We start from the raw sequence: 22,712 nt of genomic DNA on the forward strand, positions 1-22,712 counted from the left end.
AATTAATCTTATTATATTTCTTTTCATCTGTCAGTTGGTTTTAATTTTTGCTAACAATTGGCTAAGAGTACTAGTACTCATATTTCTATTTTACCCGTAATTTAATCAAAACAGGTGTACGGTCAATGCTTACTGGTACATAGAGGTGTATTATGTGTATAATATGCGTTTGTAAACGCCTAAGTTCAATAAACTAAAAGTGCTTACTATCTGAAATTGACAACATCTTATAATGTTCTAGGTGAACTATAGTGATTTCAAAAGCCCACCATCGATGGGGATATTTGTTCCTGTAATATAGGCAGCATTATCAGAAGCTAGAAAAGCAGCTAAATAGCCATATTCTTTTGGGTCTCCAATTCGTTTTACAGCAACCTTAGATTCCATTTCTTTTCGCACTTCGGTTTGTTCAATACCCAGTTGCTCTGCTTTTTTTGCATTTAATTGTGCAATACGGTCGGTATCAAAATAACCCGTAAGTACATTATTTACGGTGATATTATATGTACCTACATCTGTTGCCAAAGATTTAGCCCATGTTACCACGGCGGCTCGTATGGAGTTTGAAAGCGCTAAATAAGAGAGCGGTTCTTTAACCGAGACCGAAGCGACGTTAATGACACGGCCCCATTTATTTTCAATCATTGACTTTAACGCCAATTCCGTTGTAAATACTACGGTCTTAAATAATAGGTCGAAGGCCTCTTGGTAATCACCTACTTTTTTTTCAAGCGCACTACCCGCAGCCGGACCTTGTGTATTATTCACCAATATATCAACCGAGTTATTGTCGAAATAATCGTTTATGATTTGGCGATATCCGTGAAAATCATTGAAATCTACCACAAGATATTGATGTTGCTGCCCTTGGTCGTTTGGTAGATCGGCAACTATACGCTCTAACTTTTCTTTGCTATGCGACATAAGGGTAACACTGGCTCCGCTTTCTGCTAATTGCTGTGCAATTGCCTTACCAATACCACCACTACTGCCACCTACCAATGCTTTCTTATTCTTAAGGGATATTTTCATTTCTTATATTTTAACAACCAACCAATTAACGATACTCTTCCCTTGTCGGACTAAAAACGTCCATCAATTTACATGGGGTCAATGCCTTGCCACTATGTTTCTTATGAGGTTCGATGATTACAATATCACCTGGGTGATAGACTTTGGTTTTACCATCTAACGTAAATTCAAAATTACCCTCCATAACATGCATTATCTGTTCATTCACATGTGAATGTTCGGGAACTTCTGCATCTTTATTCACTTCCCAGAACGCAATACTCATGTGTTCAGAGTGCACCAGTTTACCATGATAGCCTGGGATAATTTCTTTTGATGGAATGTTAGAAAGGTTCATTGTCATAGCTTTATTATAGGAACACTAAGGTACAGGAATCGGCTCCAAAAAGAAAGCCTCATTGGTTTATTCCAATGAGGCTTTTGATTTTTTAAATTGAATGATGTGTTTATGGTTTCTGATTTTCATAATCCCAACCTACCACTACGAATTCGCATCGACGATTCCATTCATGGTCTTCTTCAGAGCAAGCATCTTCTGTGGGGCATTCTACAATAGGTTTCGATTCTCCATACCCTTTTGAGACTATTCTATCTGTATCGATGCCATTCTTTACTAGGAATTCTTTGGCGGAGTCCGCTCTCTTTTGAGACAAATCTTTGTTGTAGCCGCCATTACCGCGAATATCGGTGTGGGTTCCGATTTCTATAATAATTCCCGGATTATTTTTCATTACATCGATTACCGTTTTTAATCGTTCACGAGATTCCCTTCTTAAATACCAAAGGCTATAATCGAAATGAATTTCTTCGGTCTGTATAACGGTACGGTCATTTTCGTTTACTAAAGCTGTTTCTGTGGCTAGGGCATCGGTTATTCTTTTAACCAAAGCTTTCTTGCTTTTTACTTTTTCTACTAAGCGCTCTTTTTCAACACGTTCATTTTCTTGAGACTTTTGATGTGCCAATTGTATTTTGGCTATCTTCTCATCTTCCAGTTTTTTAATCGCTAATGCTTCGGCTCTTAGCTTTTCTTGTTCCAATTTCGTTTGTTCTATGAGAGCAATCGCCTTTTCCTTTTCTACAATGGAGTATAGATCCAAAGAGGCATCTTTAGTGGCATTGCGCTCATTACTGGTTATGATTGTCCTAGAATTACCTTCATACCCTTCTTTGTTAGCTTTTATGGAGTATGATGTTTCACAAAATACATCAAATTCAAAAGCACCATTTTCTTTAGATAGGGATGATGCAACAATTTTGTTTTCGCTATCTACTAATGTAACTGATGCTCCCGCTAGTGGTAGAGTAGTGGTACGGTCTGTTATAATACCTGTTATGAATTGCTGGCAATCTTCTATCGCTAAGTCTTTAGTGACCGTAAAACTATAGATATCATCACTTCCTTTGCCCGAAAGACGGTTAGAAGCAAAGTAGCCGGTTTTTATTTCTTTATTTAGAATATAGGAGAAATCATCATAACCACTATTAACTGGTAAACCTAGATTATTAGGTTGTTGAAAAATTCCGCCTCTATTTTCGGATACAAAAACATCTAATAATCCAAAACCTGGGTGACCATTTGATGAGAAGTAAAAGGAATTATCTGATGCTATAAACGGGAATTGTTCCTTCTTATCCGTATTAATTACACTGCCTAAATTTACAGGAGCGCTAAAGATATTGTCTGATTGCAGGCTGACAACATAAATGTCAAAAGAGCCAAATCCGCCAGGTCTATCTGAAGCGAAATACAATTTTGTGCCATCTGCATTTAAAGTTGGGTGCTCGTTAGAAAAATCATCACTATTAAAAGGTAATTCTGTTATGTTTTTCCAATCACCATCTACCAAATTCGCGCTATATATTTTTAAGTTCGATATTTTTTTATCGTCTGTCTTACGCTTTCCGTTCTTAAAATTGTTCCGGGTAAAGTATAGGGTATTTCCATCGAGTGAAAGCGCAAATGCACCTTCGTGTAACTTGGTGTTTATCTTATCAGATAGCGCTGTACTTAGGCTATCTCCTAAAAATTCTTTATCTGCCGGATGTTTGTAAATATCCAAGTAATGCTCATTGTTCCAACGATAGGTTTTAGAACCCGTTTTTTTATGGGTTGCGGTGAACCAAATTTCATCACCGATTTTCATTGCTCCAAATTCTGAAGATGCCGTATTGAAAGAGCTATTTTCTATATCGAAACGGTTACCAATAGCTTTAACATTTTCTAGATATTTAGTGTCTTCTTTTAATTGTTGTAGTTTGGCCGTATCGCCTTCTTTGGTATAAAAGTCAAACAAAACAGTTTCTGCTTCTTCATATTGGTCAATGGCCTTTAAGGACTGACTTAGCTTAAAATAATAGGCTTCATCTACCGAATCGCCGTAATTCAATATTAGATAGCGGTACCACCTTGCTGCTGCGTTTAAATCGAAGGTATGGTAGTAACTGTCTGCCAAATTTTTGATAAGATGGCTACTTTTGTTTTTTGCTAGTGCCGCTTCGTATAATGCAATAGCATCTGCATAGTACGCTTTTTCAAAGAGATCATTGGCACGGTCTAAATCTTGTTGTGCCCAGGCGGTCTGAAAAACACCGATAAATATGATGAGGTATGTAAGTATCTTTTTCATTTTAGTAGAATCTAGGAGATTTATCATAACCCTTTTTAAGCCCCCAAAGGTCTAGGTCGAACAATACAAATATTTCGTGTGAGCCATTATTGAATGCCCCTAAATTGGATAGCGTATAATCATATGCATAACCTATACGCAATGCCGGTACTATTGATATATTGAACATAGCACTAACCGAATCTTCTAAGCGATAAGAAACACCAGCTTCAAATCGATTGTTGAATAATGCATTAAATGAAAAATCTGCCGTGATTGGCGCACCCGTTACCATTTTTGTTAAGATGGATGGCTTTAATTTTAAATCGGAATTCACATCAAAAACATAGCCAGCCATACCAAAGAGATGAATAGCCTCTGCACCTATACGGGTAATACCATCTCTATTTTCTAAATGCTTAGAGGTTAATAGGTTTGGTATAGATAAGCCTGCATAAAATTTATCTCTATTATAAAAAGCGCCTACACCAATATTTGGAAAAGTGTTATTTAGGTTCTCATTAAAGGCAGGGTCATCTTGAATTTCAGGAAACCGAAATCCATTAAAATTAGTTTCAAACGTAGTGATGCCTCCTTTTAGCCCTAAACTTAAATTACTTTGCTCGTCGAGTTTAAGAATGTAAGCGAAGTCTACATAAATATTATTTTCTTTCAATGAACCATCTCCAATATCATCGGCAATGATAGAGGTGCCCATTTCTATTTTTTCTGATAGTGCCGTATGTGCGAAAAAGGTTAATGTCTTTGGTGCGCCAACTGCATTTTCCCATTGGGTTCTGTACAGTGTGCCAAAATTCAGCATGCCTAGTTGATTGGTAGTATAGGCAGGATTTACCACATTCATGTTGTACATGTACTGGGTATATTGTGGGTCTTGCTGCGCTTGTAGTTTAAATAGGAATAAAAGCAGAACTATGCAGATACCCCAACGGTTTTTTATAAGTCTCATTTGAATTGGCTATCTGTTTAAATAAAGTCGGCCTTGAATTGGTTCTGAATTGCCTTTGTTATAATTTATGATGTAAAAATAGACTCCGTTAGGCGCAGTTGAAGAACCATTACTGCCGTTCCAGGCAGGTTTAGACATGTCGCCCTTAAATAGGGTCGTGCCATATCTGTTCAAAATTTCTAAAGTGAAATTGGGAAATATGGTTTCAATATTCGGAATAAAGAAGGTGTCATTTCTACCATCGGCATTAGGTGAAAATCCGTCAGGAATGAAAAAGTCATAATTATCAGGATCGCAATTACTCAAATCTACAGTTACAGGTACACGACTAGCTGAAGAACATCCAGTAATTGCGTTGTAATTTTCTGCATAATAAATAGTATCTGTTACTAACGCGATATCATCCGTAAGTGCAGTGCCGCCAGTTTCGGTCGTATACCAAAATACTTCATTATCAATTTCTTCTTCAAGAGTTCTTAGTTCTAAAACTGTAGGATTATCGAGTCCGCACACTACTAAGGCATCACCTGATAAAGAAGTAGGTACTACCGTAACTACTGTTGGTATTATTTCTAAACGTTCGGTGCTTGTACAACTCCCATAACTATTGGTTGCTACAAAATAGGATTGGCCATCTTCGAGAATTGTTGTAGCATCTAACACATTTCCGCTTGTACTGGCATCAAACCATACTACCGTGCTACCTGCGGTAACATCAATAGCAATAATTGATAATGTCGGATTATTTTCTGCGCAGAACAACGGATTCAAATTCGTACTTGTTGGTACATTTGGATTACTAAAACTTACCGTAACCGGTATACGTACTATGCCTTCACAATTATTAATGGGGTCAGTGTTCGATATAAAGTAATCTTCACCATCAATGAGTTGTGTTGAAATTGGTAGAATAGCTGTATCGGTTTCTGTTGCATAAAATAATAGGTCGCCACTTGAGGTAACCTCGATATCCATTAAGGTTGGTCCGCCAGGAAAGTCACTTAAACAAAATGATTGATTTGCCGCTGCTTGTGGTGCGTCTGGTACACCACCTCTTGAAAAGTTTTCATTTTCTTCAAATTCAAAAACAAGACGACATCGTGTAGTATCATCTTGAATACTTCGAACACTTGCAGTATAATTGCCAATAGGTAAGGCATCTACGTCTATTTGATAATTTGCCGTACCACCCGTAAAATTAATGGTGTTTGTTGTTAATACTGTATTTGAGTCTAATTCGGTAACATCGTATGTAATAGTATAAGTGCCGTCAGCTAAAATCGGCGCATCGATAAGCACGTCTATTTGTGTGGCATCGCAGTTATTGTCTACTAATAAATCTAGTTGAATCTCACTTGGTATGGGAGTAGCGGAGAATAGGTCTGCAATTGGGCAATTAAGAGCAAAAGTATTAGCAATGAAAAGTTCTATCTCATAATCTCCATCTGCTATAAGATTAGTGCTGTCTATATTAAAAGTAGCATCACCATCTGTAAACAGAACTTCAAAAGAACTGAAATCTGATGTGCCACCATCAGGTGTAGATAAAGTATATTCAACATTAAATAACCCATTGGCAGAATTACCACTTGAATCAAGAATATCTGTTATGGTTACCGTTGCGTCATTCTCTACACAAATATCTTGTACATCGGCTTTTGAACTTGCTACCAAAAAAGTGGTAGTTGGTACGATGACCCTTGGGCAAACATCGCGCATTGGTGAAACACCATCAATACCTGTTATTTCAAGAGTTACTGTTTGGTTAAGAGGTACTAAATCTGGGTCAATAATAAAACTTCCATTTCCATTCGACAACGATGCGCTTGCTACACCCACCGAACTATTCACGATATATTGAATCAGGAAACTTCCGTTGTGCAAAATAGTCTCGTCATATACTAGGTTGACAATATAATCTGAGCCAAAACAATAATTAGTGACAGTAATTTCTCCATCTAGAACAGGTAGGATGTCTATATTGACTGTTACTTCTTTTTCTTCACAAACAGGGTGAGTGGGGAAAACGGTATAAGTAAAAGAATAGGTGCCATATCCAAAATTGTTATTCAATTCTTCTATGTTGATAATCGAATCATTTAAATCGCTTAACTGGTTAGTTCCCACTTCAGACCATGTTCCGTTGGGGTCTTCACCTGATAATTGTCCGTTGAGGTCAAAATTGGTATAGCCAGAAAAATTATCATTAGTACAAAAGGTAACACTCGTCGCGATACCGGCATTTGCTGGAGGATGCACTTCCAAAACAACCGTGGCTGTTCTACTTGTACAACTATTGACAGCATCTACGGTATAAGTGAATATATAGATACCAGGGCCAGCAGCTTGTGCATTAAATATATTGTCTTCTAATTGGTTGGTAATCGTGCCTGGGTCTTCTTCCCATAGACCATTAAAATCTTGTACTTTTCCGTCAATATTACTGCCTAGAAATCCGTGTAGGTTTACATTATTGTCATCTCCACAAGCATTTGCACTACCGTCAATATTATCTTCCCCTGGGTAGCCCCCAAGGTTTATGGTTACCGTTGCCGTTTGGTTACATGAGGTATTGATATATCTAAAAACATGAATTCCATAATTATTAATACGCCATAAATCTACTACGCCGGTACTTTGATTTAGGGCATAGAAGTTTTCAGGATTGGTGGTAGACCACGTACCACCAGCGGTAGGTGCGCCACTTAATTGTGAGAATAAATTATAGTTTCGATTTGCGTCATCTGCATCTTTTGTACAAACTTCGATGGTTGAATCGGTACCGGCACATTGCCCTTGTACGAAGTTTGAGGAACTTAGCACTAAAAAAAGTATGATGAAGAATTTTAATTTTAAAATGTTCATTTAACGGGGGTTGGTTGGCGAATGCAATTATTCGATTTTAAAGGTATTTTAGAATTAACTTCTTGGAAAGAATATGTTGTCAGACAATCGAATTGTAGGGTGAATACTACTAAAGTTGATACGTAGTGTTAACGAAAAATGTATTTCATCGATAAAACAGTGCTTTATAATGAGTTAACAATGTCGTTCGTGAAGCCTTAATTCGACTATAATAAATGCACAATACGTATCTTTGAAGACTAAAATTTGGGAATGCAAATACATTTTATTGCTATAGGAGGAAGCGCCATGCACAATTTAGCATTGGCTTTAGAACACAAGGGATATAAGATTACAGGTAGTGATGATGTTATATTTGAGCCTTCGAAATCGAGGTTGCTTGCACAAGGATTGTTGCCAGATGAATTCGGTTGGTTTCCTGAAAAGATAAATTCTAATTTAGATGCCATTGTATTAGGTATGCATGCAAAAGCAGATAATCCTGAATTACTAAAAGCACAAGAATTAGGGTTGACCATTTATTCTTATCCAGAATTTTTATACGAGCAATCTAAAAATAAAACGAGAGTAGTTATTGGTGGTAGTCATGGTAAAACCACCATTACCTCTATGATTTTGCATGTACTTAATTTTCATGAAATTGATGTTGATTACATGGTTGGGGCACAGTTAGAAGGTTTTGAAAGAATGGTTCATTTGACCGAGGATAATGATTTCATTGTCCTGGAAGGGGATGAATACTTATCATCACCAATAGACAGACGACCAAAATTTCACTTATATCAGCCAAACATAGCCTTATTGAGCGGTATCGCTTGGGACCATATTAATGTATTTCCAACTTTTGAGAACTATGTAGAGCAATTCAAAATTTTCGTAGATAGTATTATTAAAGGAGGTTCTATTACTTATAACGAAGAAGACGAAACTGTAAAGGAAGTAGTTGAGGCATCGGAAAATGCCATTCGTAAATTACCCTATAAAACTCCTGAATATACTGTTGAAAATGGTGAGACACTTTTAGAAACTTCTGAAGGCCCAATGCCTATTGAAGTATTTGGAAAACATAATCTAAGCAATTTAGCTGGCGCAAAATGGATCTGTCAGAATATGGGTGTCGATGAAGATGATTTCTATGAGGCGATTGCCACATTTAAAGGAGCATCGAAACGATTAGAAAAGATAGCTGAAGGTCCATCGAGTATAGCATATAAAGATTTTGCTCATTCGCCAAGTAAAGTGGCGGCAACGACGAAGGCCGTAAAAGAGCAGTATCCTGATAGAAAATTGATTGCTTGTTTAGAACTGCATACGTACAGTAGTTTTAATCCGGAATTTTTAAAAGAGTATAAAGGAGCTTTAGATGCTGCCGATGAAGCGGTTATTTTCTTTTTACCAGAATCGGTAGCCATTAAAAAATTGGATGCCGTTACTCCAACACAAATTTCAGAAGCATTCGAAAGAGACGATTTAACCATTTTTACCGATGCAAAATCGTTTCATGAATTTTTAGAAAATCACCAATATAAGAACGCCACATTATTACTGATGAGTTCAGGTAATTATGGCGGATTCGATTTGAAGAAATTTCAAGAGTTGATGAGTTAAGGTGGAAGTACAGTATCAAGTACAAAGTACGAGGTACAAAGTTGGATTAGAGAAAATAGAGGAAAGAGTACTAAGTAAAGAGTACAAAGTATTAAGTAAAAAATACTAAGTCTTTTTGAACTTGATTTTTGAACTTGAACTTGAATTTGTTTTTTTCCAACCAACAACCAACAACCAACAACCAACAACCAACAACCAAGTTATACTCCGAACTGCTTTAAATGATGGTCTAAATGTTTATACTGCATTTGGCCCCATTGTTCTTTTGTAAATGTACCGAAAGCAGGGTGTGGGTACCATTCTTGCCTTTCACGTAAAGCATATAATTCGTTTACTAAAGATTTTAGAACCTCATGTTCAGTAGTGAAATCTTTACTTTCTTTCGTTTTTAGTTGCGGTGCTGTAGGTAAGTTTTTACGCCAAGATTTGTCATTATAGAGCGATTTCTTAAAAAATGTTTTTACGAACCAATTGCCTTTAGATGAATTTGGTTTATTGGTGATAGCTAATTTCAGTGGATATTGGCAGTGCCAGCACATTTGCCCGACAGACATTTTACCCCATCCTTTTTCGGAGTTTTCAGAAAGCTGTTCAATTCTGTCTTTAATATCTTGATATCCGTCTTCAATTAGCAATGATTTCATATTGGTTTTTTAATTGATGTTTAAATTTACCATAAAATAATTAGTTCTGTATCTTTAGCCAATGCAGGATAAACCAACATCGTTCTCCATCAAAAATTGGTCAGATGACGACAAACCAAGAGAAAAATTGGTTCAGAAAGGGCGTTCGATTTTATCTGATGCAGAATTGATTGCCATTTTAATAGGCTCAGGAAGTAGGGCTGAAAGTGCTGTTGAGCTTTCTAAGCGTATTTTGGCTTCCGTTGATAATAATCTGAATGAGCTGGGTAGACTTTCAATTAAACAGCTAATGACCTTCAAAGGAATCGGAGAAGCAAAAGCTGTAAGTATAGCTGCAGCTTTAGAAGTTGGAAGAAGGAGAAGGGGAGAGGACTCCTTGAAAATCGATAAAATAGGAAGCAGTCAAGATGTGTATCACCTTTTACAACCAATACTGGGTGATTTAGAGCATGAAGAATTTTGGATTCTCTTTTTAAATAATTCCAACAAAGTATTACATAAGGCACAGTTAAGTAAAGGTGGTATTACCGGCACTCTTGTCGATGTTCGTTTAGTTATGAAACAAACGTTAGAGCTTGGTGCTGTGGCAATTATTTTGGCGCATAATCACCCATCAGGTACGCTACGACCAAGTGCTGCAGATAAACAGATTACCCAAAAGATAAAAACAGCCAGCGAAACTTTAGATGTTAAGGTATTAGATCATTTGATAATTACTCAAAAAAGTTATTATAGCTTTGCCGATGAAAAAATTCTATAAATGTTACTGATTTATACACATAAGATAACACCACGTCTTACCTATATCATGAGGCATATCTTTGTGAATATTTTGGGTATGGAGTTAGATTTTACCACCAAGGTAGAAGAATTTATAAAACATACCGGGCCAAAAATAACCTATACCAAGCAGCCTTTACAAAATGAGTTTTTTATACGAAGTAATGAGCTGTTGTTCGAACAAGGTATAAATGATATTCAATTAAGTATTGCAGACTGGGAGGGTACACCTTGCTTTTTCTCAACAGGGGAACGTAGCAATCTACCCTATGATATTTTTGCTGCTAGTTTTTTTCTAATTGCTAGATACGAGGAGTATTTGCCCCATGTAAAAGATATACATGGTAGATTCTCGCCAAAAGATAGCATTGCTTATCAAAATGGGTTTCTTCAAAAGCCTGTTGTTGATATTTGGGCGTATAAATTATTAGAAGCGTTGAAAGAACGTTTTGATGACCTTTCATATAAAATTAAAGGTTTTGATTTTATTTCGGTATTAGATGTGGCCACTTCACACTGCTATGCGAATAGAGGAATTGTACGAGGTTTAGTAGGTTTGTTAATGGATCTTGGTACTTTTAAATTAAAGAGGGTCGTAGATCGTATCGCCGTTGGGTTAAATAGGAAGAAGGATCCTTATGATAATTATGAAGAATTGATTTCTTTACATAAGAAATATAACGTAAAATGTAACTTCTTTTTTCAATTTGCAGATTATTCGAAATATGATAAAAACGTTTCTACGAATAGTATAAGGTTTAAATCGCTTATAAAATATGTTGCCGATTATGCACCGGTATCTTTAGCTGCCTCATATAGCTCATTTACAGATTTGGAATTATTAAAAAAGGAAAAAGGGAACTTAGAAGAGATTATCAATAGGCCTGTAAATAGTTCTAAAATGCGCTATAATAGAGTTGATGTGCCAGAAACCTATCGAAATTTGATAGCAGCAGAATTTACCGATGACTATACTATGGGGTACACCTATGAATTAGGTTTTAGAGCTGGTACATGTACCACATTTCAATTTTATGATATTCCGTTAGAAGTAAAGCAACCGATTAAAGTACACCCATTTTCTATACATGATTATGCATTGTCAAAAATTAAGAAAGATGAGGTGGTGTTGCAACAAGTTAGAAAATTGGTTAAAGAAGTGAAGCAAGTTAATGGAACGTTGATAGTGATGTTCTCTAATGAACTTTTAGGGAATAAGGACGAACGTGATTGGATGTCCTTGTATGGTGAAATACTAAAAGAGCACCATGTTTAAAAATAAGATAACAGATGTTTTTTTCGATTTAGATCATACCCTTTGGGATTTTGATAAGAATTCAGCATTTACCTTTCAAAAAATATTTAGTGAACAACAGATAGGTTTAGAAATTGAAGATTTCTTAGAAGTCTATGTTCCCGCGAATCTAAGATTTTGGAAAATGTATCGTGAGGAAAAAATAACGAAAGCAGAATTGCGATATCAAAGGTTGAAATCGGTTTTTGATACTATAGGCTATCCTGTTTCAGACCAGCTAATCGATATTCTATCCGAAGAATATATCAACAACCTTTCTACATTTAATAATCTTTTCCCCAATACAATTGAGGTTCTAGACTATTTACAGCCAAATTATAAACTGCACATTATTACTAATGGTTTTCAAGAAATTCAAGAGAAGAAATTAAGAAATTCAGGTATTCACAACTATTTTAATCACATTATTGATTCTGAAATGGCAGGAGTGAAAAAACCCAATCCGATAATATTTAATCTTGCCTTGAACCGAGCTGATGCTAAACCTCAGACTTCTTTAATGATAGGTGATAGTTTAGAAGCAGATATTCTTGGCGCAAAAGCTGTTGGTCTTCATACAATTCATTTTAACGCCCATAGGGAAGAAAGTCATAATGAAGCTCCCATTATTTACGATTTACAAGAAATAAAATCGTTTTTATAGAGTTAGTACTACTACAGGGTTCAGCCCTGTTAAGTATAATCTATAAATAGAAATGAAAGGCTTTCGTAATTTAGTGACGGTAATTTTTGGCCTTCTAATGATATTATCTTGTTCTGAACAACAAGATTTTGATCAGTTAGATGATTTAGAGATTACACCTACTTATGAGACAAGTGTTTTCTATGTTAAAGCTCAAGAAAGCCTGATAAATAGGGTTTCGGGACTCAGTTTTTTTACTCAAGAATTTAATTTTGATGCCTTTGAAGAACCTTTTTTTGCAGATCGGGTGCTTTCAGGTGTGCTAAGTTATGAACTTGAAAATACGACAAGCAAGCCGATAGAAATAAGTCTTGAGTTTCTTGATGTGGATGAAAACATTTTAGATACAGAAGAATTTAGAATGGACGCAGAACCTACTTCTATTCTAATAAGAGATGTTTCTTATGGGCCAACTGGCAAAAGTCTCGATATCATTAAAAACACTTCAAATATAAGATTAATTGCCACTAATTTAGGAGATGGTTTTAGCACCTCAACTCTTTCGGATCCTGCAATTGTGCTACGTTCTAGTGCTAAATTTACACTAGATTTAAAATGAGGTCAAGCTACTGCTTACTACTTGGTAGTTTAATGCTAACCATGGGTGTTTTTTCCCAGAATAAGCAAATACTCTATGATTTTAATGAGATTCCTCAATCCCTTTTATTAAATCCTGGGATGGAAACAGATTTTAAATGGTTCGTTGGTGTACCATTATTATCAGGTGTTTCTGGCTATGTTGGTTCTAATGGAATAGCTATAAATGATATTTTCGCAAATGATGGTATTGATATTAATATAAAAGTTAGAGAGAGAGCTTTAGATGTTTTAAAACCAAGTGACGAATTTAGTTCTACCGTGCAATTAGAATATTTTAATGGAGGATTTAGAAGTAATGACCCTAGTGTATTTTATTCGTTCGGAGGTTATTTGGAAATAGACAATATCACCTTTTGGCCACAAGATTATGCTTATTTAGTTTTTGATGGTAATGCAGACCAATTAAATAGAGAATTTGACCTAGGTGACTTAAAGTCAAGAGGTTCGATGGTAAATGTGTTTCATTTCGGAATTAATAAAAAGGTAGACAGAAATTTAACGGTAGGCGCTAGAGGAAAAATTTATTCTGGTATTGTAGATTATAGCTCAACGTCGAATAAGGGTTATTTGGTAAATACGGAAGGTCAAAATAATAGAATAGCAACAACGTTAGATGCTGATTTAATGTTGCGCACTTCTGGTTTTCAAGCTTTAGATGAAGCAAGTGATTCAGATACGGCTGCAGGCCAATTTGTAAAAAGAGCTTTTTTTGGTGGTGATTTAGGTTTGGGTATTGATGTTGGTTTTACATACCATTTAAACGAAAGAACAACAATAACGGGTAGTGTTCTAGATTTAGGTTTTATATATCATAGTAACGATGCTAAAAGTTATAGCTTAAACGGAAAAGCAACCGTTGAGGGAATAGAGATTGATATTTTAGAAAATTTTGCAAGTTTGAACAGAGATTTTTGGCAAGATTTAGTAGATGAGGTCGAAAGTTTAGTACCCTTTGAAACTGACACGAATAGTTATGTCACTTTTAGGCCAACAAAACTATATGCATCTATTAGAAATGATTTTGGCGAGCCTGTAGATAATGGAGGTGGACAATTAGATTGTGATTGTACAGCAGGGTCTTCTGGTGGTAGTGAACTTCGTACAAAATATAGAAATTCAATAGGCGGTCAGTTATATATGATTAATAGGCCTAGAGGTCCGCAAATTGCACTTACCGGTTTTTATACTCGTAGGTTAGGCAATTTTCTAGCACTAAAAGGAACATATACGGTAGATAAATTTAGCTATTCTAATGTAGGTCTAGGTATGAACCTACAAGCAGGGCCTGTAAACTTTTACGTAATGGCTGATAATTTGCTTTCATATAAGAATATAGCTGCAACAAACTATGCTTCATTTCAGCTAGGAATGAATATTATATCTTGGGGACGAAAGAAGTAGTCTACCTTCTTTATACGATTTTATTTTTTTGGCATGCTTTTTTCATATATTACCATGAATTTAAAATTTAAGGAGCTTTGAAAAATGTAATTGCAATACTGTTCATATGTATAGGTTATACGGTATATTCTCAAACCGTTTTGAATGATTATGAATATATTATCATTCCAAAAAAGTTTGAATCTTTTAAGAATACGAACGAACACCAATCAAGTACTTTAATTAAACATCTTTTTAATGGAAAAGGATTTAATGCCATTTATGACGATGCCTTACCTAACGAATTGAATTCAAATCGATGTTTGGGTCTTTTGGCTGAATTGCAAGATGATAGTAGTTTGTTTACTACAAAGACTACCATAGTATTAAAAGATTGTAATGATAAAACTGTATTCACTTCAATGCAGGGTATCAGTAAAGAGAAACAATATAAAGAAGCGTATAGTGAGGCAATAAGAGAAGCGATGCGTTCTTTTAATGGTACTAACTATGCTTATAATGGTAAGAGTAAAAAGAACGAACCTATTACGGTAAGTTTTAAAAACGATGTTAAAGAACTGGAAGGTGAAAAAGCGGATAAAATGGCTAGCATAGAATCAGCTAAAGAAGAAGTAAAGTCTAAAGATTCAGAAATAGTTACTGAAGTAGCTACAGAAACAAAGCAATACTATAAAGATAATACTCCCGTTGATTCAAAAATTAAAAAAGCTGAAAAGGAAGTCCCAGCTTTTAAGAAATTAGAGATTAAGAAGTCGATAGCCAAAGATATTTGGTATGCACAGGCAACTGATAATGGTTTTCAATTGGTAGATAGTACTCCTAAAGTTAGAATGAATTTATTAAAGAGTTCTGCCGATAATGTCTTTATGGCCAAGACCGATACAAAGAACGGAATGGTATATAAGAAAGACGGTAGCTGGATTTTCGAATACTATGAAAATGATAATTTAGTTCAGGAAGAATTGAATATAAAATTCTAAAAATCATATTTTTCTTTCCATCTATTCTTTAAGAATTCACTCAGGGCTTTTTCACGTGCATTATTACCGGGTTTATAAAAAGAAGTACCTGTGAGTTCATCGGGCAGAAATTCTGCATCCACAAAATTGTTTTGGTAATTATGTGCGTATTTATATTCTTGTCCGTATCCTAACTCTTTCATTAACTTAGTTGGTGCATTTCTTAAAGCCAATGGTACTGGTAAATTTCCGGTCTGTTTTACTGCTTGTTGTGCTTTGCCTATCGCCATATAACTGGCATTACTTTTTGCAGAAGTCGCTAAATAAATAGCACATTGGCTAAGAACAAGACGCGCTTCAGGATAACCGATAGTAGTTACCGCCTGAAAAGTTGTATTTGCCATGACTAATGCCGTAGGGTTTGCTAATCCTATATCTTCAGAGGCCGAAATAAGCATTCTCCTTGCAATAAATTTTACATCTTCACCGCCTTCTATCATTCTAGCTAGCCAATAAACAGCACCATTAGGGTCACTACCACGTATAGATTTTATAAAAGCAGATATTATATCATAATGCTGTTCACCGGTTTTGTCATACAAAACTGTATTTTTCTGAACTTTAGAAAGTACTAATTCATTGGTGATAATGACCTTATCACTTTCTTCAGAGTTAACGACCAGTTCGAATATATTCAATAATTTCCTTCCATCTCCCCCAGATAAACGAAGTAAGGCTTCGGTTTCTTTGAGTTCGATGTTTTTAGATTTCAGAAAACGATCCTTATCCATCGCTCTGGTAATCAGATTTTCTAAATCTTCTTTCCCAAAGGCATTCAATACATATACTTGGCAACGAGATAATAATGCCGGTATTACTTCAAAACTGGGGTTTTCGGTTGTTGCACCAATTAAAGTTACCCATCCTTTTTCTACTGCACCTAATAACGAATCTTGTTGAGATTTACTGAATCTGTGTATCTCATCAATAAATAAAATAGGATTTTTCGAAGTAAATAATCCTCCAGACTGTTTCGCCTTGTCTATTACTTCACGAATATCTTTAACACCGCTGTTAATAGCACTAAGTACGTAAAACGGGCGTTTACTCTCTTGAGCTATAATGTTGGCTAAAGTAGTTTTGCCCGTACCTGGAGGTCCCCAAAGAATAAGAGAAGGAATTATACCTTTCTTAATTTGATGTGTTAAAGAGCCTTTCTCACCTACTAAGTGATGTTGACTAATATACTCATCTAATGTTTTAGGCCGTACGCGTTCGGCTAAAGGTTCATTCATAATACAAAAGTATGATAATCTCAAAAGAGAAGGTAATTCTAAGTGCGTCAATCTATAACTTAACAAGAGATAGTGTGACAATATGACCAATTTGAATATTTTGGTCACATAATTGTAAAATTCAATTCTAAAAGAAGCTCATGTCAGAAATGGGACATTTTAAGTTTTCGAATAAAGTAGTAGTAATTCCGCTATTGGCGATGATTATTATTTGGCTAGTGTATTGGGTAGAACTCGCTTTGGGTGTAAATTTCAATGAAATGGGTGTAATGCCTAGAACAGTCTCAGGCATAAAGGGCGTTCTTTTAAGCCCATTTATTCATGGGTCTTTAGAACATTTATATAATAATACAATTCCCTTAGGTATTCTACTTATGGCATTATGGTATTTTTATAGAGATGTCGCTTGGAAAGTAGTGCTGTATGGTATTTTAATATCAGGGTTTTTAACATGGGTGATTGGCCGTACTTCTTATCATATAGGGGCAAGCGGACTTATTTATGTACTAGCGAGTTTTATATTTTTCAAAGGGGTTTTTAGTTCCTACTATAGGTTAATAGCACTTTCTTTAATTGTGGTTTTTATTTATGGAAGCTTGCTTTGGTATATTTTTCCTGTTGAAGAAGGAATTTCTTGGGAAGGTCATTTAGCTGGTTTTTTAGCTGGATTGTTTCTTGCAAGGTTTATAAAAGCCAGTATTCCTAAACCAAAAAAGTATGATTGGGAAAAGGATGATTTTAAAGAGGAAGACGATTTATTTTTAAGACATTTTGATGAGGAGGGAAATTTCAGAGAATTAACCACAGATGATGAAATGAATGAAAATGATGAATTAAGAGTGAACTATATCTACAAGTCTACAAATCAAAATAATGACAAAGAATAACGTTTTACATACGTTGACGAACTGCTTCGTATAAAAAGACTGCACATGCTACAGATACGTTAAGTGATTCAATTTCACCAAGTAAAGGTAATTTAGCTCGGTAATCTGAAGCCTTTAAAATGGACGGAGTTATACCACGATCTTCAGCACCCATAACTATAGCAATAGAATCTGTAAAGGATACATCATACACCGAATCATTAGTTTTTTCCGTCGCAGATACTATTTTAATTCCTGAGGCCTGCAGGTAGAATACGGCATCTTTTAAATGATCCACTTTTGCAATTGGTACTTTATATGCGGCGCCAGCTGAAGTTTTTATAGTGTCTGCAGTTACAGGGGCAGCTCCCTTCTTTTGAACAATAATCCCGTCTACACCCGTGCATTCCGCAGTTCTAATAATTGCACCGAAATTACGTACATCTGATAGTTGGTCTAACAACAGAAATAAAGCTGGTCCTTCTTTTTCGTTAGCCTTCTCCACTAAATCTTCAAGAGAATGAAATGCAATAGGAGAGATGTTTGCAACCGCTCCTTGGTGATTACTTTTTGTTAATCTATTCAACTTTTCAATTGGTACATAGACCAAGTTGATTTCGTTGCGACGCAATAAACCTTCTAATTCTTTCATGAGGTCACCCTTAAGACCTTTTTGCAGAAATACCTTATCTATCTCTTCATTTGAATTAACAGCTTCTATAATGGCTCTTAAGCCGTAAATCTGAGTGGTTTTTTCCATGGGGCAAAGGTAAATAAAAACCGCCCAACTATTGTTGGGCGGTTCACATTCTTAATTTTTAATTCTTAGCTATTTAAATAGTCAAAAACTTGCATTAAATCTGTTTCAGACTTAATATTTAAATTGTTTTCTTTTAGAAAAATTTTCAATGCTTCTTTTTCAGAATCATCTACTAGTTTTATTAGTTTTTTGTTTTTTTGTGGAATTTGGTCAATTCTATTTACTCCGTCTTTTTGAAAGTAATATTCAGTAAATTTAGAGAACCTACTCGGTACTGCTGCAATAAAAGAATTCTGTGCTGGTTGACCTTCAGTAAATTTTACATGAGTTCTTTCATACAAATCATATTGTTCCCCTTTTTGTATTAGCGTTAAATAGCCATTTGTAGTGGCTTTTTTTTCCGTAATAAAGGTTTTAAAACTTAAAGGTTTACCATTAACTATTAAACTTATTTCTTTGTCTTTTACCAGTGCTTGGTACACTTCTTCTTCAGAAGAAGTTTTTTTGATTTCAACTTCTTCGTTTAATGCATTATATCTATAATAAATAGATCCAACTACTTCGTCATTATACTTAAGCATTGTTGGTATAAAAATATTTGAAGTATAAGGCGAACCTTGAAATTTATCTAAATCAATTTCTCGTCTTTTTTGGTAAGCTTCATTAACTGGACCTAAGAAGTTTGAAATTACGGCCCCGGCTGCTGCATTTTGGCTTGCGCCACCTAAATTTGTTGGTATTTGTCCAGAATATTGAGCTTGTAGCGTTGTGCTTGCGATAGCTGTAATAGCGAACATTAGTATTTTTTTCATCGTGTGGTTGTTTAAGAGGTATAATTTAAATAATTATTTCAAACCTCTTATCTTCAGTATGTTTAATTTTTTGTTAATTCGAAAGTTTTTAGTTTATTATTGTTAAAACCAGCAACAAGTAATGTTTGATCATTGAATTTTATGGATTCCGTACTTTTTACATTTCCTTTTAGATAGAGTCCTGTTTTTTCGATCGTTGCGGCGTTATATCCATCTATTCCATTAGAAATTAATGCAAGACCAGAAATAGCATCTAGTCTGGGTGTTTCTACTTCGGTTTCATAAATGTTACCAGAAATTACACAATCTTCAAATCCATCATTATTTAAATCTAAAAGCGTTATTGCCAACGTTGGAAATAGTTGACAATCATTTGGCAAAACAATTTTTTTGAAATTGTTATTTCCTTTATTTAAAAGAAGTATTGAATTAAATTCTGTAACCTCTCTAGTATATGAATCTTTTAACTTTTCTCCATATATATCTTCCATACTAGCATGGGCAAAATCGTTATAAGAAGAAAATTTATCTTTGATAAAAGGCATTTGTTGAGATGAACATTCTCTGCCTCTTACCGGCACATATGTTTCATGGTATTTCTTACTTAGAACAACATCATTAATTCCGTTGTTATCAAAATCATTTGCAAATATTTTAAACGGTTTATCCTCGGTAGCTGTAAACTTTATATTTCTACCGACATTACCTACCAAATAATCCTTGTTGCCGTCATTGTTCACATCTGTTTCTTTTACTTTAAACCACCAACCTTTGCTGTTCAAAGCATTGTCATCAATATTGATACGTTGAAATTTTCCATTTTTGTTTTGGAACATACCTATTGGAGTCCATTCACCAACAGCAATGAAATCTTGCCATCCGTCATTGTTGAAATCTGTAGTGATTATGCTGTTTATCAATCCAAAAGTTTCAAGTTCTGGCACTATGCTTCCAGTGACATTCTTTAATATACCATTATCGTTTTCATATAGAATTGAAGCACTGAATTTTGGGTAATTATGTGGTATAATTCTGTTTCCTACCAATACATCATTGTCACCATCTTTATCAAAATCAATTATCGTTACAGATTTGCCACTTTTAGGAAATGATTGTAAAACGGGAGTATCTAATTTTGTAAACTCCCCGTTACCATCGTTTATGTATAATCTATCCACATAATACGATGAACTTTCACCATATTCGTTTCCACCACTTACTACATAAAGATCTAGGTCATTATCATTGTCAAAATCAAAGAATACAGATTCAGCATCTTCTTTGCCTTTATCCATTTCAAAAGATTTGGGTGTGTGGTTAGCAAAACCAGTTTCTGTTTGTATGTATAAAGTTCCTGATTGTCCTGAACCTCCTCCAATATATAAATCTTCTTTTCCGTCACCATTAATATCTCCTTTAGCCATGAATGGACCTGTATTAGATTGTTTGTATGGCAGGAGAATCTCTTGTTCAAAATCGTCATACATAGTTTCTTTATGCGTATAGTTAATGTTGAACACCTGTTGTTCTTTAGTCTCAAAATAAGAATTGTTAGCTATCAAGGAAGAATGTTCTGATAAAGTAGCTTCCTTCTCTATAAAGGTTAAAGAAGTGTTGGCTTTTACATTGTATTTGTAGGATACCTTTCCACTCGGCCATTGAATTTTTACAGTATCTATAACGGTAGAAGCTCCTATGCCAAAATGGGCAGAATTTTCTTGAGATGACATATAACCTCTTACTCTCTTAATTTCTTGGTATTGTTTATTATTATCGTGTGAGATAGTGACTTTTGCGTAAGATTCTGAAGTATTTCCTTTTGCATTTACTTTTAGAAAATGACCTAAATTGTTTTCTACTGTTTTGTTTCTATATAAAATGGCTTTTTGATCTATATTGTTAATTATCAAATCTAAATCTCCGTCATTGTCAAAATCTCCCTGAGCGGCACCATTGCTAAATGTCAACTCTTCTAGTCCCCAATCATTTCCTATTTCTTTAAAGTTTAGATTTCCTTCATTTTTGTACATGAGGTTACTAAGACTTTCAGAAGGCATTTCATCATATAGTTGCTGTTTTATGTTGTTAGGTATATTGCCTTTATATTTTACTTTAGTTTTATATACTTTATTTTGAAAATCATTGTCTAAAGCATATTTACGATAACCATTGGTAATGAAAACATCCTTTAGTCCATCATTATTATAATCGGACAGTAATACAGACCAGCTCCAATCTGAGCTTGACATTGTAGTTAATTGGGCAATATTAGAGTAGTGGTCCTTTCCTAGATTAAGTTGAAGTGAGTTAAACATATACTGGTATTGGAAACCTGCAGTCTTTGTTAAGTAATCAAACTTAGCGGTACTCATAGATGCCATTAGTGTCTTTGCTCTATAATGGTCATTAGAGGCCATATCTAAGACGAATATATCTTGTAGTTTGTCATTATTGATATCGGCAATATCTAAGCCCATACCATAAAATGAAATATGCTGTGTTAAATCTTTTACGGAGTTTTTAAAACTGCCGTTCTGGTTATTTAAATAAATAGCGTCGGGTAAATAATAATCACTGGAAATATAGATATCTAGGTAGCCATCTTCATTGATGTCAGAGACGCATAAACCTAAACCGAAAATTGGATTTTCTATACCTACTTCTTTTGTAGCATCTATAAATTTGCCATTAACGTTTTTATAGAAATGACTACTATTAAAGTATCTGGTTTCATCTGATGTGTTTACCGTTTTAAGTAGTGAAATTGGGTCTAAGCCATACAACTCGTTCTCATTCATGACTATGCAATCAAGATCACCGTCTTTGTCATAATCAAAAAATGCTGATTGAGTGGAAATGCCTGGATCATCTAATCCTAGTTCCTGTGCTTTTTCGGTAAAAGTCAAGTCATGATTGTTTATGAATAGAAGATTGTTTCTGTTACTTCTATTGTTTGGTCCACCTTGAGAGATATAGATGTCTTGCCAACCATCATTGTTAATGTCAACGAAGGTTACACCATTACTCCATTTTTTCCCAGTATTAATACCTGACGATTTGGAAATATCTTCAAATTTGAAATCACCTTTGTTGAGATAGAGCTTGTTTTCAACTTGGTTTCCTGAAAAGATAATATCCAGTAGTCCATCGTTGTTAATGTCTTCTACGGCTACACCTGCACCATTGTAGAAGTAGTCGAAATTAAATACATTATCATAGGTTTCTACATTTTCTTTAAGGTCATTGCTAAATACGATGTTACTTGTTTCACTTGAAATACTTTCGAAGATTTTAGTATTTGTAGTTTGATTATATGCTATTTGTTCTGAAGAATCTTTTTTTTGATTTGAACATGATAGAGTAATTGATACAAGTATAAAACCTGTTATCAATCTTGAATCTCTATTTATGTGGAAAAGATTTAGCATATAGGGGGGTATTAAAAATTAGTATAAACAAAATAGCTGCCCTAAATTAAGAGGGCAGCTATTGAATAATTTAAATATTACTAAGA

18 protein-coding genes are annotated in these 22,712 nt (G+C 34.8%); 8 read left to right on the top strand and 10 right to left on the bottom strand.

Going from position 1 to position 22,712, the window contains the following annotated elements; translation table 11 throughout:
- Positions 1-246 precede the first annotated feature (246 nt).
- The 5 genes from AAC084_RS20780 to AAC084_RS20800 all read right to left on the bottom strand — a co-directional run bounded on the left by AAC084_RS20780 (position 247) and on the right by AAC084_RS20800 (position 7,476).
- Positions 247-1,032 (bottom strand): SDR family oxidoreductase, encoded by a 786-nt coding sequence (locus AAC084_RS20780; protein ID WP_339842216.1) that lies wholly within the window; start codon positions 1,030-1,032, stop codon positions 247-249.
- Between the two features lie 25 nt (positions 1,033-1,057).
- The gene (locus AAC084_RS20785; RefSeq protein WP_339842217.1) at positions 1,058-1,375 is read right to left on the bottom strand and encodes a cupin domain-containing protein; all 318 of its coding nucleotides are present in this window, start codon (positions 1,373-1,375) and stop codon (positions 1,058-1,060) included.
- A gap of 103 nt (positions 1,376-1,478) precedes the next feature.
- Positions 1,479-3,662 carry an OmpA family protein gene (locus AAC084_RS20790; RefSeq protein ID WP_339842218.1) on the bottom strand — a complete coding sequence of 728 codons (2,184 nt, stop codon included), beginning with the start codon at positions 3,660-3,662 and terminating at the stop codon, positions 1,479-1,481.
- Position 3,663: 1 nt separating this feature from the next.
- Complete coding sequence (locus AAC084_RS20795; protein ID WP_339842219.1) at positions 3,664-4,611, bottom strand: type IX secretion system membrane protein PorP/SprF; 948 nt, start codon at positions 4,609-4,611, stop codon at positions 3,664-3,666.
- A 9-nt stretch (positions 4,612-4,620) separates the two neighbouring features.
- The gene (locus AAC084_RS20800; protein ID WP_339842220.1) at positions 4,621-7,476 is read right to left on the bottom strand and encodes a gliding motility-associated C-terminal domain-containing protein; all 2,856 of its coding nucleotides are present in this window, start codon (positions 7,474-7,476) and stop codon (positions 4,621-4,623) included.
- 252 nt (positions 7,477-7,728) lie between these two features.
- On the opposite strand from AAC084_RS20800, the gene AAC084_RS20805 reads away from it, so the two are divergent.
- Positions 7,729-9,084 carry a Mur ligase family protein gene (locus AAC084_RS20805; RefSeq protein WP_339842221.1) on the top strand — a complete coding sequence of 452 codons (1,356 nt, stop codon included), beginning with the start codon at positions 7,729-7,731 and terminating at the stop codon, positions 9,082-9,084.
- Between the two features lie 200 nt (positions 9,085-9,284).
- Here AAC084_RS20805 and AAC084_RS20810 read toward each other — a convergent pair whose 3' ends face one another.
- Positions 9,285-9,728: a DUF1569 domain-containing protein gene (locus AAC084_RS20810; RefSeq protein ID WP_339842222.1), complete on the bottom strand. Its 444-nt coding sequence runs from the start codon at positions 9,726-9,728 to the stop codon at positions 9,285-9,287.
- 61 nt (positions 9,729-9,789) lie between these two features.
- Here AAC084_RS20810 and radC point away from each other — a divergent pair, with 61 nt between their 5' ends.
- The 6 genes from radC to AAC084_RS20840 all read left to right on the top strand — a co-directional run bounded on the left by radC (position 9,790) and on the right by AAC084_RS20840 (position 15,486).
- A complete protein-coding gene (gene radC / locus AAC084_RS20815) occupies positions 9,790-10,488 on the top strand; it encodes a DNA repair protein RadC (RefSeq protein WP_339842223.1) in 699 nt (232 codons plus the stop codon).
- The gene (locus AAC084_RS20820; RefSeq protein ID WP_339842224.1) at positions 10,489-11,784 is read left to right on the top strand and encodes a polysaccharide deacetylase family protein; all 1,296 of its coding nucleotides are present in this window, start codon (positions 10,489-10,491) and stop codon (positions 11,782-11,784) included.
- The gene (locus tag AAC084_RS20825) at positions 11,777-12,466 is read left to right on the top strand and encodes a YjjG family noncanonical pyrimidine nucleotidase (RefSeq protein WP_339842225.1); all 690 of its coding nucleotides are present in this window, start codon (positions 11,777-11,779) and stop codon (positions 12,464-12,466) included. The genes AAC084_RS20820 and AAC084_RS20825 overlap by 8 nt, the downstream gene beginning before the upstream one ends.
- A gap of 52 nt (positions 12,467-12,518) precedes the next feature.
- Positions 12,519-13,064, top strand: coding sequence for a hypothetical protein (locus AAC084_RS20830; RefSeq protein ID WP_339842226.1), 546 nt, complete (start codon positions 12,519-12,521; stop codon positions 13,062-13,064).
- The gene (locus AAC084_RS20835) at positions 13,061-14,506 is read left to right on the top strand and encodes a DUF5723 family protein (RefSeq protein ID WP_339842227.1); all 1,446 of its coding nucleotides are present in this window, start codon (positions 13,061-13,063) and stop codon (positions 14,504-14,506) included. The genes AAC084_RS20830 and AAC084_RS20835 overlap by 4 nt, the downstream gene beginning before the upstream one ends.
- Before the next feature lie 77 nt (positions 14,507-14,583).
- The gene (locus AAC084_RS20840) at positions 14,584-15,486 is read left to right on the top strand and encodes a hypothetical protein (protein ID WP_339842228.1); all 903 of its coding nucleotides are present in this window, start codon (positions 14,584-14,586) and stop codon (positions 15,484-15,486) included.
- Here the strand turns inward: AAC084_RS20840 and AAC084_RS20845 are convergent.
- On the bottom strand, positions 15,483-16,760 hold the full coding sequence (locus AAC084_RS20845; protein WP_339842229.1) for a replication-associated recombination protein A: 1,278 nt from the start codon (positions 16,758-16,760) through the stop codon (positions 15,483-15,485). The two genes, AAC084_RS20840 and AAC084_RS20845, sit on opposite strands and share 4 nt — an antisense overlap.
- Before the next feature lie 140 nt (positions 16,761-16,900).
- On the opposite strand from AAC084_RS20845, the gene AAC084_RS20850 reads away from it, so the two are divergent.
- Positions 16,901-17,647 (top strand): rhomboid family intramembrane serine protease, encoded by a 747-nt coding sequence (locus AAC084_RS20850; protein WP_339842230.1) that lies wholly within the window; start codon positions 16,901-16,903, stop codon positions 17,645-17,647.
- A 4-nt stretch (positions 17,648-17,651) separates the two neighbouring features.
- On the opposite strand, the gene rlmB is transcribed toward AAC084_RS20850, so the two are convergent.
- From rlmB to AAC084_RS20865, 3 genes are all read right to left on the bottom strand, one after another.
- Complete coding sequence (rlmB, locus tag AAC084_RS20855) at positions 17,652-18,386, bottom strand: 23S rRNA (guanosine(2251)-2'-O)-methyltransferase RlmB (protein ID WP_339842231.1); 735 nt, start codon at positions 18,384-18,386, stop codon at positions 17,652-17,654.
- Between the two features lie 65 nt (positions 18,387-18,451).
- Positions 18,452-19,198, bottom strand: coding sequence for a hypothetical protein (locus tag AAC084_RS20860; protein WP_339842232.1), 747 nt, complete (start codon positions 19,196-19,198; stop codon positions 18,452-18,454).
- A 62-nt stretch (positions 19,199-19,260) separates the two neighbouring features.
- Positions 19,261-22,626: an FG-GAP-like repeat-containing protein gene (locus AAC084_RS20865; protein WP_339842233.1), complete on the bottom strand. Its 3,366-nt coding sequence runs from the start codon at positions 22,624-22,626 to the stop codon at positions 19,261-19,263.
- Positions 22,627-22,712 lie beyond the last annotated feature (86 nt).

It is taken from the genome of uncultured Maribacter sp. (genome assembly GCF_963977385.1).
Taxonomy (GTDB): Bacteria; Bacteroidota; Bacteroidia; order Flavobacteriales; family Flavobacteriaceae; genus Maribacter.

What these genes read in the sequence shown, in the direction of transcription:
- AAC084_RS20780 (WP_339842216.1), bottom strand. Translation starts at nt 1,032, where the DNA reads ATGAAAATATCCCTTAAGAATAAGAAAGCATTGGTAGGTGGCAGTAGT.
- AAC084_RS20785 (WP_339842217.1), bottom strand. Translation starts at nt 1,375, where the DNA reads ATGACAATGAACCTTTCTAACATTCCATCAAAAGAAATTATCCCAGGC.
- AAC084_RS20790 (WP_339842218.1), bottom strand. Translation starts at nt 3,662, where the DNA reads ATGAAAAAGATACTTACATACCTCATCATATTTATCGGTGTTTTTCAG.
- AAC084_RS20795 (WP_339842219.1), bottom strand. Translation starts at nt 4,611, where the DNA reads ATGAGACTTATAAAAAACCGTTGGGGTATCTGCATAGTTCTGCTTTTA.
- AAC084_RS20800 (WP_339842220.1), bottom strand. Translation starts at nt 7,476, where the DNA reads ATGAACATTTTAAAATTAAAATTCTTCATCATACTTTTTTTAGTGCTA.
- AAC084_RS20805 (WP_339842221.1), top strand. Translation starts at nt 7,729, where the DNA reads ATGCAAATACATTTTATTGCTATAGGAGGAAGCGCCATGCACAATTTA.
- AAC084_RS20810 (WP_339842222.1), bottom strand. Translation starts at nt 9,728, where the DNA reads ATGAAATCATTGCTAATTGAAGACGGATATCAAGATATTAAAGACAGA.
- radC (WP_339842223.1), top strand. Translation starts at nt 9,790, where the DNA reads ATGCAGGATAAACCAACATCGTTCTCCATCAAAAATTGGTCAGATGAC.
- AAC084_RS20820 (WP_339842224.1), top strand. Translation starts at nt 10,489, where the DNA reads ATGTTACTGATTTATACACATAAGATAACACCACGTCTTACCTATATC.
- AAC084_RS20825 (WP_339842225.1), top strand. Translation starts at nt 11,777, where the DNA reads ATGTTTAAAAATAAGATAACAGATGTTTTTTTCGATTTAGATCATACC.
- AAC084_RS20830 (WP_339842226.1), top strand. Translation starts at nt 12,519, where the DNA reads ATGAAAGGCTTTCGTAATTTAGTGACGGTAATTTTTGGCCTTCTAATG.
- AAC084_RS20835 (WP_339842227.1), top strand. Translation starts at nt 13,061, where the DNA reads ATGAGGTCAAGCTACTGCTTACTACTTGGTAGTTTAATGCTAACCATG.
- AAC084_RS20845 (WP_339842229.1), bottom strand. Translation starts at nt 16,760, where the DNA reads ATGAATGAACCTTTAGCCGAACGCGTACGGCCTAAAACATTAGATGAG.
- AAC084_RS20850 (WP_339842230.1), top strand. Translation starts at nt 16,901, where the DNA reads ATGTCAGAAATGGGACATTTTAAGTTTTCGAATAAAGTAGTAGTAATT.
- rlmB (WP_339842231.1), bottom strand. Translation starts at nt 18,386, where the DNA reads ATGGAAAAAACCACTCAGATTTACGGCTTAAGAGCCATTATAGAAGCT.
- AAC084_RS20860 (WP_339842232.1), bottom strand. Translation starts at nt 19,198, where the DNA reads ATGAAAAAAATACTAATGTTCGCTATTACAGCTATCGCAAGCACAACG.
- AAC084_RS20865 (WP_339842233.1), bottom strand. Translation starts at nt 22,626, where the DNA reads ATGCTAAATCTTTTCCACATAAATAGAGATTCAAGATTGATAACAGGT.